A 16,807-nucleotide genomic window follows, 5' to 3' on the forward strand; every position below is an offset into this window, starting at 1 on the left:
GATGTGATTTTATGACAAAAATCACAGTAATAGGAGCAGGTAGCTGGGGAACAGCGTTAGCGATGGTATTAGCTGACAATGGGCATGATGTACGTATTTGGGGAAACCGTCCTGAACTCATGAATGAAATTAATACGAAGCGTGAGAACAGTAGATATCTTCCAGGGATTACATTGCCAAGCACAATCGTAGCCTACTCTTCTTTAGAAGAAGCATTAGTAGATGTAAATACAGTACTGCTAGTAGTACCGACGAAAGCGTACCGAGACGTATTGCAAGAGATGAAAGAAATTGTTACAGAGCCAATTACTTGGATTCATGCAAGTAAAGGAATCGAACCAGGTACGTCAAAACGTATTTCGGAAGTGATTGAGGAAGAAATTCCAGAGAGCTTGATTAAGGATGTTGTTGTACTATCTGGGCCGAGTCACGCTGAAGAAGTTGGATTGCGTCAAGCGACAACTGTTACGTCTGCAGCAAAGCGTATGGAAGCGGCTGAGGGAGTACAAGATTTGTTTATGAATAGCTATTTCCGTGTATATACAAACCCAGATATCGTTGGAGTTGAACTTGGTGGTGCTTTAAAAAATATTATTGCACTAGCTGCGGGGATATCTGACGGGCTTGGATTAGGTGATAATGCGAAAGCGGCATTAATGACACGTGGTTTAACAGAGATTGCTCGTTTAGGAAGAAAAATGGGCGGAAATCCGTTAACATTTGCTGGTCTAACTGGTATGGGAGACTTAATTGTAACTTGTACAAGTGTGCATAGCCGAAATTGGCGCGCTGGAAATATGCTTGGAAAAGGGCACTCTTTAGAAGAAGTGCTAGAAAGTATGGGTATGGTTGTAGAAGGTGTAAGAACAACGAAAGCTGCTCATGAATTGGCAGAGAAAATGGAAGTTGAAATGCCGATTACAGCTGCTTTATATGACGTGCTGTTCAATGGGAATAATGTGAAAGACGCAGTAGGCTCATTGATGGGACGTGTTCGAAAACATGAAGTTGAAGCGATACCTGATTTGTTATAAAGAAAGCGGTAGAAGTACATTTCGTACTTCTACCGTTTTTTATTTTTTATGGGTCTTTTCACCAATTTTTCATCTCTGCATAGGATGAAGAGTAACTTGAGGAGAGGGTGAAAAGAATGGATAACAACATTTTTAATAACATTGAAAAAGAAGCGAAAGTGAACAAAGAAGATATTTTTAAATTAGCGTCGTCTGTTCAAAATGCGAACTTACGTGATGAGACAGTGCTTCGCCAATTGATTCATCAAGTTGCTCTAATGGCAGGACGCGAAGTGCCGAAAGAGCAAGAGGATCAAATTGTAAAAGCGATTATTAACAATAATATGCCGGCGGATTTTGGTTCGTTAAGTAAAATGTTTAAAAAATAAATTATGAGAAACAAAGAGTTTAGAGAATGCATATGATAGTTATGAAAGAATGGGAATAGAGCTGTTAAGGGCATATTTGGTCAACCGAAGCGCATCATTTCGTGCTTCGGTTTTATTATTTTAAATAAAAATCATCAATTCACGGAAAAATGATGATTTTTATTTGTTTAAAGATTTTAATTTGTTAAAATAGTATAAAAATAGATTGAAAGTAAAGGGGTGTATATATGTCGGAAGGACTTATGAAAATGTGGTTTGCTTTAGGGGCAATTGGATTTATGTTTCTTGCAGTAAGTTTTATTTTATTGAGTAGGCATAAAATGAAGAATAAATTTTTGAAAGGGATTACAGCTTTAGTAGCGTACACCCTCATGATTGTATCGGGAATTGTTATTTTCCTTGTTGTATTTAGTGGCCCTATTGAGCAATAAAGGATGTGTAGTCGGTAAATGTTACAAAAGCAACAGTCCATACTAGCATGAAAAGGTGATTGTCAGTGAAAAAAATCCATATTATTTTAATATTTTGTTGCATGAGCATTTTAACAGGGTGTATGTATCCAAGAGAAAATATGAAACAAAGTGCTATTCCTTATGAAGACCAGTTGCAAGTTGTACAAAAAGCCATTAATACATATAAGGAGCAAACGGATGGTTTATTACCAATTAAGACGCGTGATATGAGTACGCCGATTTATCAGAAGTATCCAATTGATTTTCAAAAAATTGCTCCAAGGTACATACAAGAGGCACCAGGGAATGCGTATGAAAGTGGTGGAGTATATCAATATGTATTAATAGATGTTGAAAAAAATCCGACAGTAAAGTTAATTGATGTGAGAATGGCGGAACAAATTCAAGAAGTGGCATTGAAGCTAAGAATGTATCGTGATGAACATCAATATCCACCTTTTAAAAAAGTGATCACAGATGGTGTTTATGAATTAGACTTCAAAAAACTAGGATATAAAGATGTACCACAAGTGACAAGTCCGTACTCAGGAAAAGGTCTCCCTCTTGTAATTAATGAAAAAGGAGAATTGTTTGTTGATTATAGAATCGACTTATATGAAGCGTTGAAAAAAAATGAAGGACAATTTAAAGAAGGTGAAGATATCCGGAGTATACTATCGAAGGATTCCCCGTTTGTTCCTGCATACTCTTTGCCGTATACAGTAAAAAATGGAGAACCAATTTTTTTAAAATCATAAGTCATGAACCTTTCTTTTAGTGAATAAGTTCTAGAAGAAAGGTTTTTTATGTTATACAACTTGCGATGCAAACAAAAGGTATTTTTAAATAGTCATATGAAATTGGACAAAATTATATGATATATTGTCCGAACTTCTAGAATACCATTATATTATATCAGATATTATAGGCAACATTAGAGAAGGTATTAGTTGACTATAAACGTGGAATTATTCCCAAAAATATTGAGGGAGGGAATCACTTGGAAAAGGTAGATATTTTTAAAGATATTGCGGAACGCACAGGCGGTGATATTTATTTTGGAGTTGTAGGAGCTGTTCGAACAGGGAAATCAACATTTATTAAAAAATTTATGGAACTTGTTGTTATTCCCAATATTGAAAATGAGTCAGACCGTCAAAGAGCGCAGGATGAACTGCCTCAAAGTGCTGCTGGTCGTACAATAATGACGACGGAACCGAAGTTTGTTCCAAACCAAGCGGTTTCTATCGAAGTAGATGAAGGTCTTGAAGTAAATATTCGATTAGTAGATTGTGTTGGATATACGGTTCCAGGAGCAAAAGGCTATGAAGATGAGAATGGTCCGCGCATGATTAATACTCCTTGGTATGAAGAGCCTATTCCATTCCATGAAGCTGCAGAAATCGGAACACGTAAAGTAATTCAAGAGCATTCAACAATTGGTGTCGTTATTACAACAGATGGAACAATTGGTGAAATTCCAAGAAGAGATTATATAGAGGCAGAAGAACGCGTTGTAAATGAGTTAAAAGAAGTAGGAAAGCCTTTCATTATGATTATCAATACTGTACAGCCATACCATCCAGATACGGAGCAGTTACGTCAAAGTTTATCAGAAGAATATGATATCCCAGTAATTGCGATGAGTGTAGAGAGTTTAAGAGAAACAGATGTGTATAACGTACTGCGAGAAGCATTATTCGAGTTCCCGGTTTTAGAAGTGAATGTAAACCTTCCGAGCTGGGTAATGGTGCTAAATGAAGGGCATTGGTTACGCCAAAGTTATCAGGAAGCGGTTCAAGAGACTGTAAAGGATATAAAACGTCTTCGTGATGTGGACCGTGTCGTTTGGCAGTTTAGTCAATATGAATTTATTGATCGAGCAAGTCTAGCTGGCATCGATATGGGGCAAGGTGTGGCAGAGATTGATTTATATGCGCCAGATGAATTGTATGATCAAATTTTAAAAGAAGTAGTAGGAGTAGAGATTCGAGGGAAAGATCATTTATTAAAGCTTATGCTCGATTTATCTCATGCGAAAACAGAATATGACCAAGTGGCAGATGCCTTGCGGATGGTAAAACAAACCGGATATGGAGTAGCAGCGCCTGCATTAGCTGATATGAGCTTAGATGAACCGGAAATTATTCGTCACGGCTCAAGGTTCGGTGTTAAATTAAAAGCGGTTGCGCCGTCTATTCATATGATTAAAGTGGATGTAGAATCAACATTTGAACCAATTATCGGTACTGAAAAACAAAGTGAAGAACTAGTTCGTTACTTGATGCAAGATTTTGAAGATGACCCGCTATCAATTTGGAATTCTGATATATTTGGGCGCTCTCTTAGCTCTATTGTTAGAGAAGGAATTCAAGCGAAGTTATCTCTAATGCCAGAAAACGCTCGTTATAAATTAAAAGAAACGCTAGAAAGAATTATTAATGAAGGATCTGGCGGATTAATTGCGATTATATTATAAGAAAAAAATCCCTCTAATTGTAGAGGGATTTTTTTCTTTTTGAGTACGTAATAGAAAAATAAACAGTCATTATCTAATATTTTGTTGTAAATTGTCAAGTTTCATCAGAATTTCACATTTTTAGAGTAACAATTTCCTTAAAAATATTGAATTATAAAGGAGAATCGTATAATATAGGCGTTGATAATGATTTATCTACATCTTTGTAGTATAGAATTTGTAAAAATTGCCTACAAATGAAAGTAAGACTCATTTTATGATCATTATACAGTCTTATCTTTGGGAGGAGGTGAATGGCATGAACAAGACAGATTTAATCAATGCTGTTGCAGAAGCAAGTTCCCTTTCTAAAAAGGACGCAACAAAAGCAGTGGACGCTGTTTTTGATTCTATCTTAGAAGCTTTAAAACAAGGTGATAAAGTACAACTAATCGGATTCGGTAACTTCGAAGTTCGTGAGCGTGCGGCTCGTAAAGGTCGTAACCCACAAACAGGTGAGGAGATTGAAATCGCTGCAAGTAAAGTACCTGCATTCAAACCTGGTAAAGCGTTAAAAGATGCGGTTAAATAATCCTTACATATTAACAGGGAAGAAGAGTTTCCTTTTTGGAAACTCTTCTTTTTGCTTTTAAAAACATAAATATGCTAGAATGTGTTCGTATCACTTTTAGGTTTTTCGGGAGGGCTAGCGGATGGCAAAAGTTAATTTAGAACAAATTGAACATGCAGTACGTCTTATTTTAGAGGCAATCGGAGATGACCCAAATCGCGAGGGAGTACTTGATACACCGAAACGTGTTGCGAAAATGTACGCAGAAGTATTCTCAGGAATGCATGAGGATCCGAAAGAGCATTTACACAAAGTATTCGGAGAAGACCACGAAGAGCTTGTGCTAGTAAAAGATATACCATTCTATTCGATGTGTGAGCATCATCTTGTTCCGTTTTATGGAGTTGCTCACGTTGCATATATTCCGCAAGGTGGAAAAGTAACGGGACTAAGTAAATTAGCTCGTACTGTAGACACAATTGCGCGTCGTCCGCAACTACAAGAACGTATTACATCAACAGTAGCTAACTCTATTATGGAAGTACTAGAGCCGCATGGTGTAATGGTAGTAGTAGAAGCAGAGCATATGTGTATGACGATGCGTGGTGTGAAAAAGCCTGGTGCGAAAACAGTAACGACTGCAGTGCGCGGCGTGTTAGAAAATGATGCAGCAGCACGTAGTGAAATTTTATCGTTTATTAAGACGAATTAAAGAAGAGCGGGAAACTGCTTTTCTTTTTTTTATATACAAAAAAATGATATAGTTTTAATGTTAAAGAGCAAGAATATAAAGGTTGAAAATTACTTCTGCCTTTTGTGTAAATGAATGTTTGTAGTTGTTAGAGACGAAGATAACTTGTATGAATAAAAGTTGAGGCTTTATTCGGTAGCAGTTTGGCAGAAGTAGCCAAGTTTTGATTATAGAAAATAGAATGTATGTGTTATAATAAATTTTATGAATTAGAAAACAAGGGTGATTTTTTGTGTGTGACATCTACGGAGGGTATGCGGGTATTAAAGAGAAATTGATGGAGAAATTACGCCATCCTTATTTTATAAACTATATTGAAGAACCATTTATTGATGAAGAAAAAATAGCGCTGTTATACGGTGCATTAAAAAGTGCAAATATACATAAAGAACAAATTGATCATTATGTCGTAACGATTATGCTTGTACAAATTGCTCTTGATACACATGAAAAAGTATCAAATAAAGCAAACGAAGAGACGAGTGGATTCCATAAGCGTCGTCAATTGACAGTTCTTGCAGGGGATTATTATAGTGGTCTATACTATTACTTATTGTCAATGAATTGTGATATTATCTTAATTCGTGCACTTGCTGAAGGAATTAAGGAGATTAATGAACATAAAATTATGCTATATCAAAAAGCACATGTGACGATTCAAGACATAATGGAAAGTGTAGTAATAATTGAATCTGCGCTTTTGCAAAAAACATGTGATCATTTTCAGTTATCTAATTGGAAACCATATATAACTTATGTGTTAGGAAAAAATCGTCTTCAAAAAGAGTGTCAATTGTATGCTGATAAACAAAATTCACCTGTTTTTCAAGCAGTCCAAAAAATCTCATTGGATGATGATAAAAATTTGGAAACAGTTATTAATGAATGGCTTATGGAAATGAGAAAGCAGGAAGAAAATTTTTTAGAGAATCATACAGAAGTTAATGAGATAATTTCTATGTTAAGAGATAAATCAAGGACATAAGCAACTTTACATTGGAAGAAGGTACGAGCATGCAACAATCAAAAGAAGAAAGAGTACATGACGTATTTGAGAAAATTTCTGATAAATACGATGTGATGAATTCTGTAATTAGTTTTCAAAGGCATAAGGCATGGCGCAAAGAAACGATGCGGATTATGGATGTGAAACCCGGGAGTAAGGCACTTGATGTATGCTGCGGGACGGCAGATTGGACAATTGCACTAGCGGGAGCTGTAGGTGAAGATGGGAAGGTTTACGGTTTAGACTTTAGCGAAAATATGCTAGCTGTCGGTAAACAAAAGGTAGAAGCTTTAGAATTAAAGCAAGTAGAACTTATACATGGAAATGCAATGGAACTTCCTTATGAAGATAATACGTTTGATTATGTAACAATTGGTTTTGGGTTACGTAACGTTCCGGATTACATGCAAGTATTAAAAGAAATGACGCGTGTAGTAAAGCCTGGTGGAAAAGTAATTTGCCTGGAAACATCTCAACCAACGATGATAGGTTTTCGTCAAGGGTATGTCTTATACTTTAAATATATCATGCCGTTATTTGGAAAGATGTTTGCGAAAAGTTATAAAGAATATTCATGGCTTCAGGAATCTGCTAGTACATTCCCAGGGATGAAAGAGTTAGCATGTATGTTTGAAGAAGCTGGGCTTAAGAATGTGCAAGTGAAACCATTTACTTTTGGTGTAGCAGCTATGCATTTAGGTATTAAACCAGAATCAAAATAGAAAAAAGAAAAAAGAAAAAAGACGTTTTAGGTTAAGGTGAACAATATGAAGTTACAACTTATGTACTCTTTTTTACGATCGGATATTAATGTTATAGAAAAAGAATTGAAGAAGACAGTTGCTTCTGAGCAGCCGTTAGTAGAAGAAGCGGCATTACAGCTTATTGAAGCAGGCGGGAAGCGGATTCGCCCTGTTTTTGTTTTGCTTGCAGGGAAATTTGGGGATTATAAGTTAGATGCAATTAAGCATGTTGCGGTTGCATTAGAACTAATTCATATGGCTTCGCTTGTTCACGATGATGTCATTGATGCTGCGTTTTTACGACGCGGTAGCGCAACAGTGAATGCGAAATGGGGAGATCGTATTGCAATGTATACAGGAGACTACTTGTTTGCGAAGTCTCTTGAATGTATAACAAATATAGAAATTCCAGATGCACATCAAGCGTTGTCTCATACAATTTTAGAAGTTTGTAAAGGTGAAATCGAACAAATTAAAGATAAGTATAACTATGATCAAAATTTACGAACGTATTTAAGAAGGATAAAACGAAAAACAGCATTGTTAATCGCCGCAAGTTGTCAGTTGGGAGCGATTGCTGCTGGTGCTAATCGTGATACTGTAAATCGTCTATTTTGGTACGGATATTTTGTTGGTATGTCTTATCAAATTATTGATGATATTTTAGATTTCGTATCGACAGAAGAGAAGCTTGGAAAGCCTGCTGGTGGTGATTTATTACAAGGTAACATTACATTACCTGTTTTGTATGCCATGGAAGATCCAGTTCTTCGTCAAAAAATTACATCTGTGCATGAAAATACAACAGCAAGTGAAATGAAAGAAATTATTGATGATATTAAAGCGAGCGAAGCTATTGATAAAGCATTTTCGTTTAGTGAACGTTATTTACATAAAGCATTAGAAATAATAAAACCACTCCCTCGTGGACAGGCGAAGTATGCGTTGCAAAATGTCGCAAAGTATATTGGAAAACGAAAATTTTAGTGTTTTGTCTAAAAAATAAAATAATCTCTCTATTTCAAAACTATTGCGCAATTGTGATAAGGGTGTTAATATGTGTGTGGGGATATACAATTACATACATAATTCAGAAGTGGAGAGATTTTTTATGGAAAAAACATTTCTAATGGTAAAACCAGACGGTGTACAACGTGCCTTCATTGGGGAAATTGTAGCTCGTTTTGAGAAAAAGGGCTTTCAATTAGTTGGTGCAAAATTAATGCAAGTTACTCCGGAAATTGCTGAACAACACTACGGTGAGCATAAAGAAAGACCTTTCTTTGGTGAATTAGTAGACTTTATTACATCTGGTCCTGTATTCGCAATGGTATGGCAAGGTGAAGGTGTAGTAGATACAGCACGCAATATGATGGGTAAAACACGACCACATGAAGCTGCTCCTGGAACAATTCGTGGAGATTTCGGTGTAACTGTTGCGAAAAACATTATCCACGGTTCGGATTCTTTAGAAAGTGCAGAACGCGAGATTGCTATTTTCTTTAAGGAAGAAGAATTAGTAGACTACTCAAAATTAATGAATCAATGGATTTACTAATTATTTTGAAATAATTTGTAAACGCTTTAATAACTGTGATAATAGTAAAAAGTGTGAGAAGAATAGGGGTATTCTTCTTGCACTTTTTTTATTTCGATCAGTTACGAAGTTAGGGCTGTTATGATATATTGGTATGTAAAGTAAAAGGTTTACTATTATGAAAATAATCGAACAATTACAAGTAGGGAAAGCAAACATTCGATTTACTATATAATTTCTTTGTATTTTAAAGAGTGATGGAAGATAATATAGCTGCTTTATGTAGCGGGATAAATACATATGCGAAAAGAGGAATAACGTATGCGATATATTACAGCTGGTGAATCCCACGGTCCGCAACTTACGACAATTTTAGAAGGTGTTCCGGCAGGGGTATCTTTAGTAGCGAATGATATAAATGAAGAATTAGCTAGAAGACAAAAAGGATATGGACGCGGTAGACGCATGCAAATTGAGAAAGACCAAGTGCAAATTGTAAGTGGTGTTAGGCATGGGAAGACGATGGGGTCACCGATTGCACTTGTTGTTGAAAATCGTGATTTTACACATTGGACAAAGGTTATGGGTGCAGAGCCGTTAACTGAGCAGGAAGAGAAAGAAATGAAAAGGCAAGTTACGAAACCTAGACCTGGACACGCAGATTTAAATGGTGCGATTAAATATGGTCATAGAGATATGAGGAATGTATTAGAGCGTTCTTCAGCACGTGAAACGACAGTTCGTGTTGCAGCTGGTGCAGTTGCAAAAAAAATATTAGCGGAATTAGGTATACAAGTAGCGGGACATGTTATCGAGATTGGTGGTGTACAGGCAGCAAATATTAAATATAACTCTATTGTGGAATTACAAAGTACTACAGAAGCATCTCCTGTACGTTGTTTAGATGAAGAGGCCGGTAAAAAGATGATGCAAGCAATTGATGATGCGAAGGCAAATGGTGATTCTATCGGTGGTATTGTTGAAGTAGTTGTAGAAGGAATGCCAATTGGAGTAGGTAGCTATGTACATTATGATAGAAAATTAGATGCAAAATTAGCAGCGGCAATTATGAGTATTAACGCTTTTAAAGGTGTTGAAATTGGAATTGGTTTTGAAGCAGCACATAGACCTGGAAGTGAAGTGCATGATGAAATCCTTTGGGATGAAGCGCAAGGGTACAGAAGAAAAACGAACAATGCAGGTGGATTAGAAGGTGGCATGACAACTGGTATGCCGGTTGTTGTGCGCGGTGTTATGAAACCGATACCGACATTATATAAACCGCTTCAAAGTGTTGATATTGATACGAAAGAACCTTTTACAGCGAGTATTGAACGTTCAGATAGTTGTGCAGTGCCAGCAGCTAGCGTTGTGGCTGAAGCTGTTGTGGCTTGGGAGCTCGCAACAGCTTTAATTGAACAATTTGGATTAGATCGTATCGATCTTATACGTGAAAATATTGAGAAACATAATGAATATGCGAGGGGATTTTAATGGAGAACATACATATTCAAACGAAATCAAAAGAATATGATGTACATGTTGGAAGGGAGGCGTTGTCACACTTAACAACGCTTATTCAAAAAATGAATCCTGCAGTATCTAACATAATGATCATTTCTGATGAAGCTGTTGCATCACTGCATTTACAGACAGTTGTTGATGCATTGCAAGTAGAGCAAAAAGTATTTTCATTTGTTGTACCGAGTGGCGAAAAAGAGAAGTCTTTTGAAAATTTCTATGAGGCTCACACTTCGGCTCTTGAAAATAAATTAGATAGAAATTCTTTAATCATCGCACTTGGAGGCGGAATGATTGGAGATTTGGCTGGATTTGTTGCCGCGTCGTTTATGCGTGGTATTCGCTTTGTCCAAGTTCCAACGACTTTATTAGCTCACGATAGCGCAGTAGGCGGGAAAGTAGCAATTAACCATCCACTAGGAAAAAATATGATTGGAGCGTTTCATCAGCCAGAAGCTGTTGTATATCATACGCCATTTTTACATTCACTTCCTGAAAAAGAGTGGCGATCAGGTTATGCAGAAGTGATAAAGCATGCTCTTATTGGTGATGTAGAGCTATATCATTGGTTAAAAGAAGAAGTGCAAACGTTAACGGATCTTCGTGATGAAAAGTTAATTCATATATTAACGAAGGCGATTCCTGTGAAAGCGAATATTGTGTCGCAAGACGAAACAGAAAAAGGTGTACGTGCCCATTTGAATTTTGGGCATACGTTAGGACATGCTCTTGAAAAAGAGTTAGGATATGGGAATATTACTCACGGTGATGGAGTAGCGGTTGGCATGCTATTTGCTATGTTTTTAAGTGAGCAAGTGTACAAAGTTGATCTTTCTTATAAAGAAATAAAGCAGTGGTTCTTGAAATACGGTTATCCAAAAATGCCAAGTGACTTGAATGTAGAACGTCTCGTTCAGTTGATGAAACAAGATAAAAAAGCAAATGCTGGAACAATTCATATGGTGCTTATGCAGGAATATGGGGGAGTGAATGTCGTATCTATTTCAGATGAGACTGTTCATATTGCGTTAGAAGCATTTCAAAAGGATATGGTGTAAAAAGTCATAGAACAGGTATGAAATGCATATTTAAAGGTATTCTCGTAATGGTGACGGTTATGATTAAAGATGACAGTAAGACATTATAAATCATATCAATGACTGGGGGAAGAAAAGTGAGAGTAAAAGAGCAATTGTTAACTTTGAGAGCATATGTACCTGGGAAAAATATTGAGGAAGTAAAAAGAGAATACGGATTGTCAAAAATTGTAAAGTTAGCATCGAATGAAAATCCGTTTGGCTGCTCTGCGCGTGTGACAGAAGCATTAACTTCGTTAGCTAATCAATATGCACTCTATCCGGACGGGGCGGCATTTGAGCTTCGTGAGAAAGTAGCAGAGCATTTAGGTGTAAAAGCGGAACAGCTTTTATTTGGTAGTGGGCTAGATGAAGTCATTCAAATGATTAGTCGTGCTTTGCTACATAATGGAACAAATGTTGTAATGGCGAACCCTACGTTCTCGCAATACCATCACCATGCTGTTATTGAAGGAGCAGAAGTTCGTGAAGTACCACTTAAAGATGGCATTCACAATTTAGATGCAATGTTACAACAAGTAGATGAGAAAACGAAGATTGTATGGATTTGTAATCCGAATAATCCGACAGGTACATATGTAGAAAAACAAAAATTACTTTCATTTTTAGAATCAGTTCCAAAGTCAGCGCTCGTTATTATGGACGAAGCATATTATGAATATGCTGGGGCAGAAGATTATCCGCAAACATTACCTCTTCTTGAAAAGTACGAAAATCTTATGGTGTTACGCACATTCTCAAAAGCATATGGATTAGCTGCTTTTCGTATTGGATATGCGATTGGTGATGCAAAGCTTATTGGGCAGCTAGAGGTAGCAAGACTACCATTTAACACATCAACTATCGCCCAAGCGGTAGCATTAGCGGCAATAGAGGATCAACAGTTTTTACAAGAGTGTGTGAAGAAAAATGCCGGAGGATTAAATCAATATTATGCATTTTGTAAGGAATATAACGTATTCTACTATCCATCTCAAACGAATTTTATTTTCTTGAAACTTGGTATACCTGGTAATGAAGCTTTCGAACGATTAATGAAAAAAGGATATATCGTTCGTTCTGGTGCAGCATTTGGTATGCATGATGGTATTCGTATTACTGTTGGATTAAAAGAAGAAAATGATGAGATTATTGAATTACTTACGGAACTTGTAAAAGAACAAGTGAAGAAAGAAGAAACGTATTCTTAAGAAATGGTGGAGGCTCCTGTTACAGGAGCCTTTTTCATTTGAACTGCAATAAGGGGAGTTGTTTGCACGTTCAAGAAAGAAAACGTTACAATAGAAGTAGACGTATAAGAAGAACTATTGTACATATAACTTATTTAAAATGTGAGGAGGATACAGTTTGAAACTAGTAGGACGAAAAAATAGTTTGAATGGGAAAATTGTTGTTCCAGGAGATAAATCTATTTCGCATCGCTCTGTTATGTTTGGAGCGATAGCGGAAGGGACGACGAAAGTATCAAATTTTTTATTAGGAGAAGATTGTTTAAGTACAATTGCATGTTTTCAAAAACTAGGTGTCCAGATTGAACAGTTTGGTAACGATGTCACGATTTACGGTAAAGGATTACATAATTTACAAGAACCGAAAGAAGTATTAGATGTGGGGAATTCAGGGACGACTATTCGTCTTATGCTTGGGATTTTAGCAAATACGCCGTTCCATAGTACGATAATTGGTGATGCATCAATTGGAAAACGTCCTATGAAACGTGTTACAGACCCGCTTAGTAAGATGAATGCTCAAATTGATGGTAGAGAAAACGGACAATATACACCTTTATCTATTCGCGGTGGTAAGGTAAAAGGGATGCATTACCATTCACCAGTAGCAAGCGCACAAGTGAAGTCAGCAGTTTTACTTGCGGGTTTGCAAGGGGAAGGGATTACTACGGTAACAGAGCCTATGCAATCTCGTGATCATACGGAAAGAATGCTGCGTGCATTCGGTTGTACCGTAGATGTTAATGGACGGACTGTTTCATTACAAGGTGGACAACAACTTAAAGGTGCAGACATAGAAGTTCCAGGAGATATTTCTTCGGCGGCGTTTTTCTTAGTAGCTGGTGCAATTGTCCAAAATAGTAAGCTTGTATTGGAAAACGTTGGTTTAAATCCGACGAGAACAGGGGTTTTAGATGTATTAACAAAGATGGGTGCACTTATTTCTATCGATCATATTAGAAATGAAGAGTTTGAACCGTGCGGGGATATTACGATTGAAACATCTAAACTAAAAGGAATAGAAATTGGTGGAACTCTTATTCCAAGATTAATTGATGAAATTCCTATAATTGCTTTATTGGCAACGCAGGCAGAAGGAATTACTGTTATTAAAAACGCTGAGGAGTTAAAAGTAAAAGAAACAAATCGTATCGATACGGTTGTAGATGAATTAGGCAAATTAGGTGCGAAGATTGAAGCTACACCAGATGGTATGATTATATATGGTAAACAAAGTTTAAAAGGAAATACTGTTAATAGTCATGGCGATCATCGTATTGGGATGATGCTTGCAATCGCATCGTGTATTATAGATGGAGAAGTGAAAATAGAGAATAGTGATGCGGTCGCTGTATCGTATCCGGAATTTTTCGAACAATTAGCTGCGCTATGAGAGAAAGTATAGGAAGAGGTAGCTCACTCAAAAGGTTGCGTTCTTACACCTAGTTGCTTATGATAAATGAACAGAAGAGAATATTTTTTGAATTAAAGGAGACGTTTATGCAAAAGTTTGAACAGGCTGTTTCTTATATTGAAAACGGTGAAGCAGAAAAAGGATTACAATTATTAAAAGAACAACTACGAGTTGCTAATGATGAAGAGAAGTATGATATCGCTCGTTACTATCATACACTTGGGTTTATGGATGAGGCGTTAGCAATTACTGAAGACTTACGCTTGCTATATCCGGAAGAAAGTGAATTTACGGTATTTTTAGCAGAATTATATATTGATTTAGATAAAGAAGATGAAGCGATTGAAGTGCTTCATGATATTCCAGAAAACGATGATTTATATGTTCAATCGTTATTACTTGTAGCGGATTTATTCCAAATGCAAGGTTTTGATGATGTAGCAGAACAAAAACTATTAAAGGCGAAAGAAATGATGCCAGACGAACCTGTTATTACGTTTGGGTTAGCAGAATTATATAGTAGTAAAGGTGAAGAGCAAAAGGCGATCACTTATTATGAATCGTTACTAGCAGAACATAAAGTTATGGGTGGTGTTGTCATTGCGCTTCGTCTAGCAGAAACTTTAAGTGCTATTGGAAACTGGGAAGAGGCAATCTCTTACTATGAAGCGGGGTTAGAAGAGCAAAAAGATATTCACTCATTATTTGGATATGCCTTCACATTATACCAAGGAGAAGAATATCAAAGAGCAATTGGTGCTTGGCAAGAATTAAAAGAATTAGATCCTGAATACGCATCGTTATACATGTATTTAGCGAAAAGCTATGAAAAAGAAGGCATGCTTCAAGAAAGCTATGAAACACTTCAAGAAGGAATTAAAGTAGATGAGCTGTCTGTTCCTTTCTATGTAGAATTAGCGAATATTGCGGCGAAATTAGGTAAAATAGCGGAGGCAGAAGAAGTGCTTCAAAAAGCACTGGAGCTAGATCCGGGACATTTAGGTGCGATATTAAAATATGCGTATATTTTAAAAGAACAAGAGAAATACGAAGAGCTAATTGCAGTTGTAGAGCGTGCAATTGACAGTGGAGAACCAGATACACAACTACTTTGGGATCTTGCATTTGCAAAAAAACAATTAGAAATGTATTCGGATGCATTAAAACACTATGAAAGTGCATATACTTCTTTTAAGAATCATCCAGATTTCTTGGAAGAGTACGGTTATTTCTTATTAGAAGAAGGAATGCGAAAAGAGGCGAAAGAAGTATTTACGCAGTTAATACAACTAGACCCGACACAAATTCATATTGAAGAATTGTTATATAATTTAGAGGATTTTTCATAAGTTGGAAGGAAACTGAATGCCGCTTCTTGAATCTAAAAAGAAAAGAGAAAGACAGAGGAGGGACTTAATCGCTATGAATACCCCTGTTTCTGTAAACGAGAAGAAGGATTTTGTAAAATGGTTTTTGAATAATTACCAACTGAAACAGCGTGAATGTGTATGGATTTTGAATTATTTAATGAGTCACGATCAATTAATGCATAAAGTCCACTTCGTAGAACATGCAAAATATTGTCCGCGTGGCTTAGTAATGTCAGCAAATTGTGTGAAAGACACACCGTTTCATTTTTTTAAACAAAATGTAATGACAACAGATGCAGAAAAATCGTTTCATGATATTCGTTTGAATCGAGATGAGGATATTTATATTCAGCTTAATTTTAAATCATCGTTCCAAAATGCAAACTATGTAGCTGTATTAGAAGAAAACCCATATTTGCCAAAGCATATTGAAGTGAATGAAAAAGATCGATTGCTTGCAGAACGATTTTTAGAAGAAAGTGTATTCTCATTTAGAAGAGAACGTCTTTTGAAACAAATTGATGAAGCTTTGGATAAGCAAGATAAGGAAGCATTTCATAGGTTAACAGCAGAGTTGAAAATTTTATAGAATTCATTTTGATTATGTAATCTTTACGAAATTCAGACTTTTTAAGAAAAACTACTTAATAATAGGTAGTTTTTCTTTTTTTACCTCTTTTAGTATGGTTTAATATATATAAAGTGAAAGTTCTGTTATTTCGAATGGAGGAGGGGAGAAAAGGTGAAATGGATTGTAAAAGATGTAGAACAGTTTGAGCAAGCGAGGGAGTATGTAGATACAGGGATTATACCCCTTTTGTCTATTTCGGCAGCAAAAGAGATGAAAATGGTTGTAGAGCAAGGTGAATTTATTGAGGCTTTGAGTATGGAGTTGGAAAGGGAGTATAAAGGAAGAGTGCTTTTACTGCCCGCATTTACGTATTTGGTAGAGAGCCAAAAGAATGAAAAAGACCGTTTGCAAGAATGGACAGATCATTTAAAAAGGCAAGGTTTTAAGCATATTGCCTATGTGACAAGTGACTTTTCATGGAAAGAAGATATGAGAGATGTGCAGGGTGATTTATTTTGGTTTCCATCGTTATCATTAGAGCAATTTAGTGACCAAGCGAAAAGGGAAGTTATTCGTGCACACATAAAAAATATTATGGAAATGTTGGAAGAAAGATGGATAAAATAATAATAAACAGAAAGTTCTTATTATTATGAGTAGTATGATATTGACCTATGCAAGAGGG

At 36.3% G+C, this 16,807-nt stretch carries 18 protein-coding genes; all 18 read left to right on the forward strand.

Annotated elements, in window-relative coordinates:
• The first annotated feature begins 11 nt into the window (after window positions 1-11).
• The 18 genes from JFU54_RS23705 (at window position 12) to JFU54_RS23790 (ending at window position 16,749) form a co-directional block, all read left to right on the forward strand.
• Window positions 12-1,034, forward strand: a complete 1,023-nt coding sequence (locus JFU54_RS23705) for an NAD(P)H-dependent glycerol-3-phosphate dehydrogenase (RefSeq protein ID WP_002011813.1) — start codon at window positions 12-14, stop codon at window positions 1,032-1,034.
• A gap of 116 nt (window positions 1,035-1,150) precedes the next feature.
• On the forward strand, window positions 1,151-1,402 hold the full coding sequence (locus JFU54_RS23710) for a stage VI sporulation protein F (protein ID WP_000369753.1): 252 nt from the start codon (window positions 1,151-1,153) through the stop codon (window positions 1,400-1,402).
• Between the two features lie 227 nt (window positions 1,403-1,629).
• Window positions 1,630-1,833 (forward strand): DUF2768 domain-containing protein, encoded by a 204-nt coding sequence (locus tag JFU54_RS23715; RefSeq protein WP_002011815.1) that lies wholly within the window; start codon window positions 1,630-1,632, stop codon window positions 1,831-1,833.
• Between the two features lie 65 nt (window positions 1,834-1,898).
• A complete protein-coding gene (locus JFU54_RS23720) occupies window positions 1,899-2,612 on the forward strand; it encodes a hypothetical protein (RefSeq protein ID WP_002126422.1) in 714 nt (237 codons plus the stop codon).
• Window positions 2,613-2,854: 242 nt separating this feature from the next.
• A complete protein-coding gene (gene spoIVA, locus JFU54_RS23725; protein ID WP_000416521.1) occupies window positions 2,855-4,333 on the forward strand; it encodes a stage IV sporulation protein A in 1,479 nt (492 codons plus the stop codon).
• Window positions 4,334-4,631: 298 nt separating this feature from the next.
• A complete protein-coding gene (locus JFU54_RS23730; RefSeq protein ID WP_001043860.1) occupies window positions 4,632-4,904 on the forward strand; it encodes an HU family DNA-binding protein in 273 nt (90 codons plus the stop codon).
• 121 nt (window positions 4,905-5,025) lie between these two features.
• Window positions 5,026-5,595, forward strand: coding sequence for a GTP cyclohydrolase I FolE (gene folE / locus JFU54_RS23735; protein ID WP_002011819.1), 570 nt, complete (start codon window positions 5,026-5,028; stop codon window positions 5,593-5,595).
• Window positions 5,596-5,866: 271 nt separating this feature from the next.
• Window positions 5,867-6,619, forward strand: coding sequence for a heptaprenyl diphosphate synthase component 1 (locus tag JFU54_RS23740; protein ID WP_002030763.1), 753 nt, complete (start codon window positions 5,867-5,869; stop codon window positions 6,617-6,619).
• A gap of 29 nt (window positions 6,620-6,648) precedes the next feature.
• On the forward strand, window positions 6,649-7,362 hold the full coding sequence (gene menG / locus JFU54_RS23745; protein WP_002141031.1) for a 2-heptaprenyl-1,4-naphthoquinone methyltransferase: 714 nt from the start codon (window positions 6,649-6,651) through the stop codon (window positions 7,360-7,362).
• A 45-nt stretch (window positions 7,363-7,407) separates the two neighbouring features.
• On the forward strand, window positions 7,408-8,370 hold the full coding sequence (gene hepT, locus JFU54_RS23750) for a heptaprenyl diphosphate synthase component II (RefSeq protein ID WP_002011823.1): 963 nt from the start codon (window positions 7,408-7,410) through the stop codon (window positions 8,368-8,370).
• 124 nt (window positions 8,371-8,494) lie between these two features.
• Entirely contained in the window at window positions 8,495-8,941 is a 447-nt protein-coding gene (gene ndk, locus JFU54_RS23755) for a nucleoside-diphosphate kinase (RefSeq protein WP_000415879.1), read from the forward strand.
• A gap of 300 nt (window positions 8,942-9,241) precedes the next feature.
• The gene (aroC, locus tag JFU54_RS23760) at window positions 9,242-10,414 is read left to right on the forward strand and encodes a chorismate synthase (RefSeq protein ID WP_002141032.1); all 1,173 of its coding nucleotides are present in this window, start codon (window positions 9,242-9,244) and stop codon (window positions 10,412-10,414) included.
• Entirely contained in the window at window positions 10,414-11,499 is a 1,086-nt protein-coding gene (aroB, locus tag JFU54_RS23765; RefSeq protein WP_061675130.1) for a 3-dehydroquinate synthase, read from the forward strand. The genes aroC and aroB overlap by 1 nt, the downstream gene beginning before the upstream one ends.
• A 116-nt stretch (window positions 11,500-11,615) precedes the next feature.
• Window positions 11,616-12,728, forward strand: coding sequence for a histidinol-phosphate transaminase (gene hisC, locus JFU54_RS23770; protein WP_002141034.1), 1,113 nt, complete (start codon window positions 11,616-11,618; stop codon window positions 12,726-12,728).
• 157 nt (window positions 12,729-12,885) lie between these two features.
• Window positions 12,886-14,160, forward strand: a complete 1,275-nt coding sequence (gene aroA / locus JFU54_RS23775; protein WP_061688848.1) for a 3-phosphoshikimate 1-carboxyvinyltransferase — start codon at window positions 12,886-12,888, stop codon at window positions 14,158-14,160.
• 107 nt (window positions 14,161-14,267) lie between these two features.
• Complete coding sequence (locus JFU54_RS23780) at window positions 14,268-15,530, forward strand: tetratricopeptide repeat protein (protein ID WP_002086616.1); 1,263 nt, start codon at window positions 14,268-14,270, stop codon at window positions 15,528-15,530.
• 73 nt (window positions 15,531-15,603) lie between these two features.
• Window positions 15,604-16,140, forward strand: coding sequence for a ReoY family proteolytic degradation factor (locus JFU54_RS23785; protein WP_002086615.1), 537 nt, complete (start codon window positions 15,604-15,606; stop codon window positions 16,138-16,140).
• A 153-nt stretch (window positions 16,141-16,293) separates the two neighbouring features.
• Window positions 16,294-16,749 carry a YpiF family protein gene (locus JFU54_RS23790; RefSeq protein ID WP_002030770.1) on the forward strand — a complete coding sequence of 152 codons (456 nt, stop codon included), beginning with the start codon at window positions 16,294-16,296 and terminating at the stop codon, window positions 16,747-16,749.
• Window positions 16,750-16,807: the final 58 nt, after the last annotated feature.

It is taken from the genome of Bacillus sp. TH19, assembly GCF_016651075.1.
In the GTDB taxonomy this organism is placed as follows: Bacteria; Bacillota; Bacilli; order Bacillales; family Bacillaceae_G; genus Bacillus_A; species Bacillus_A mycoides.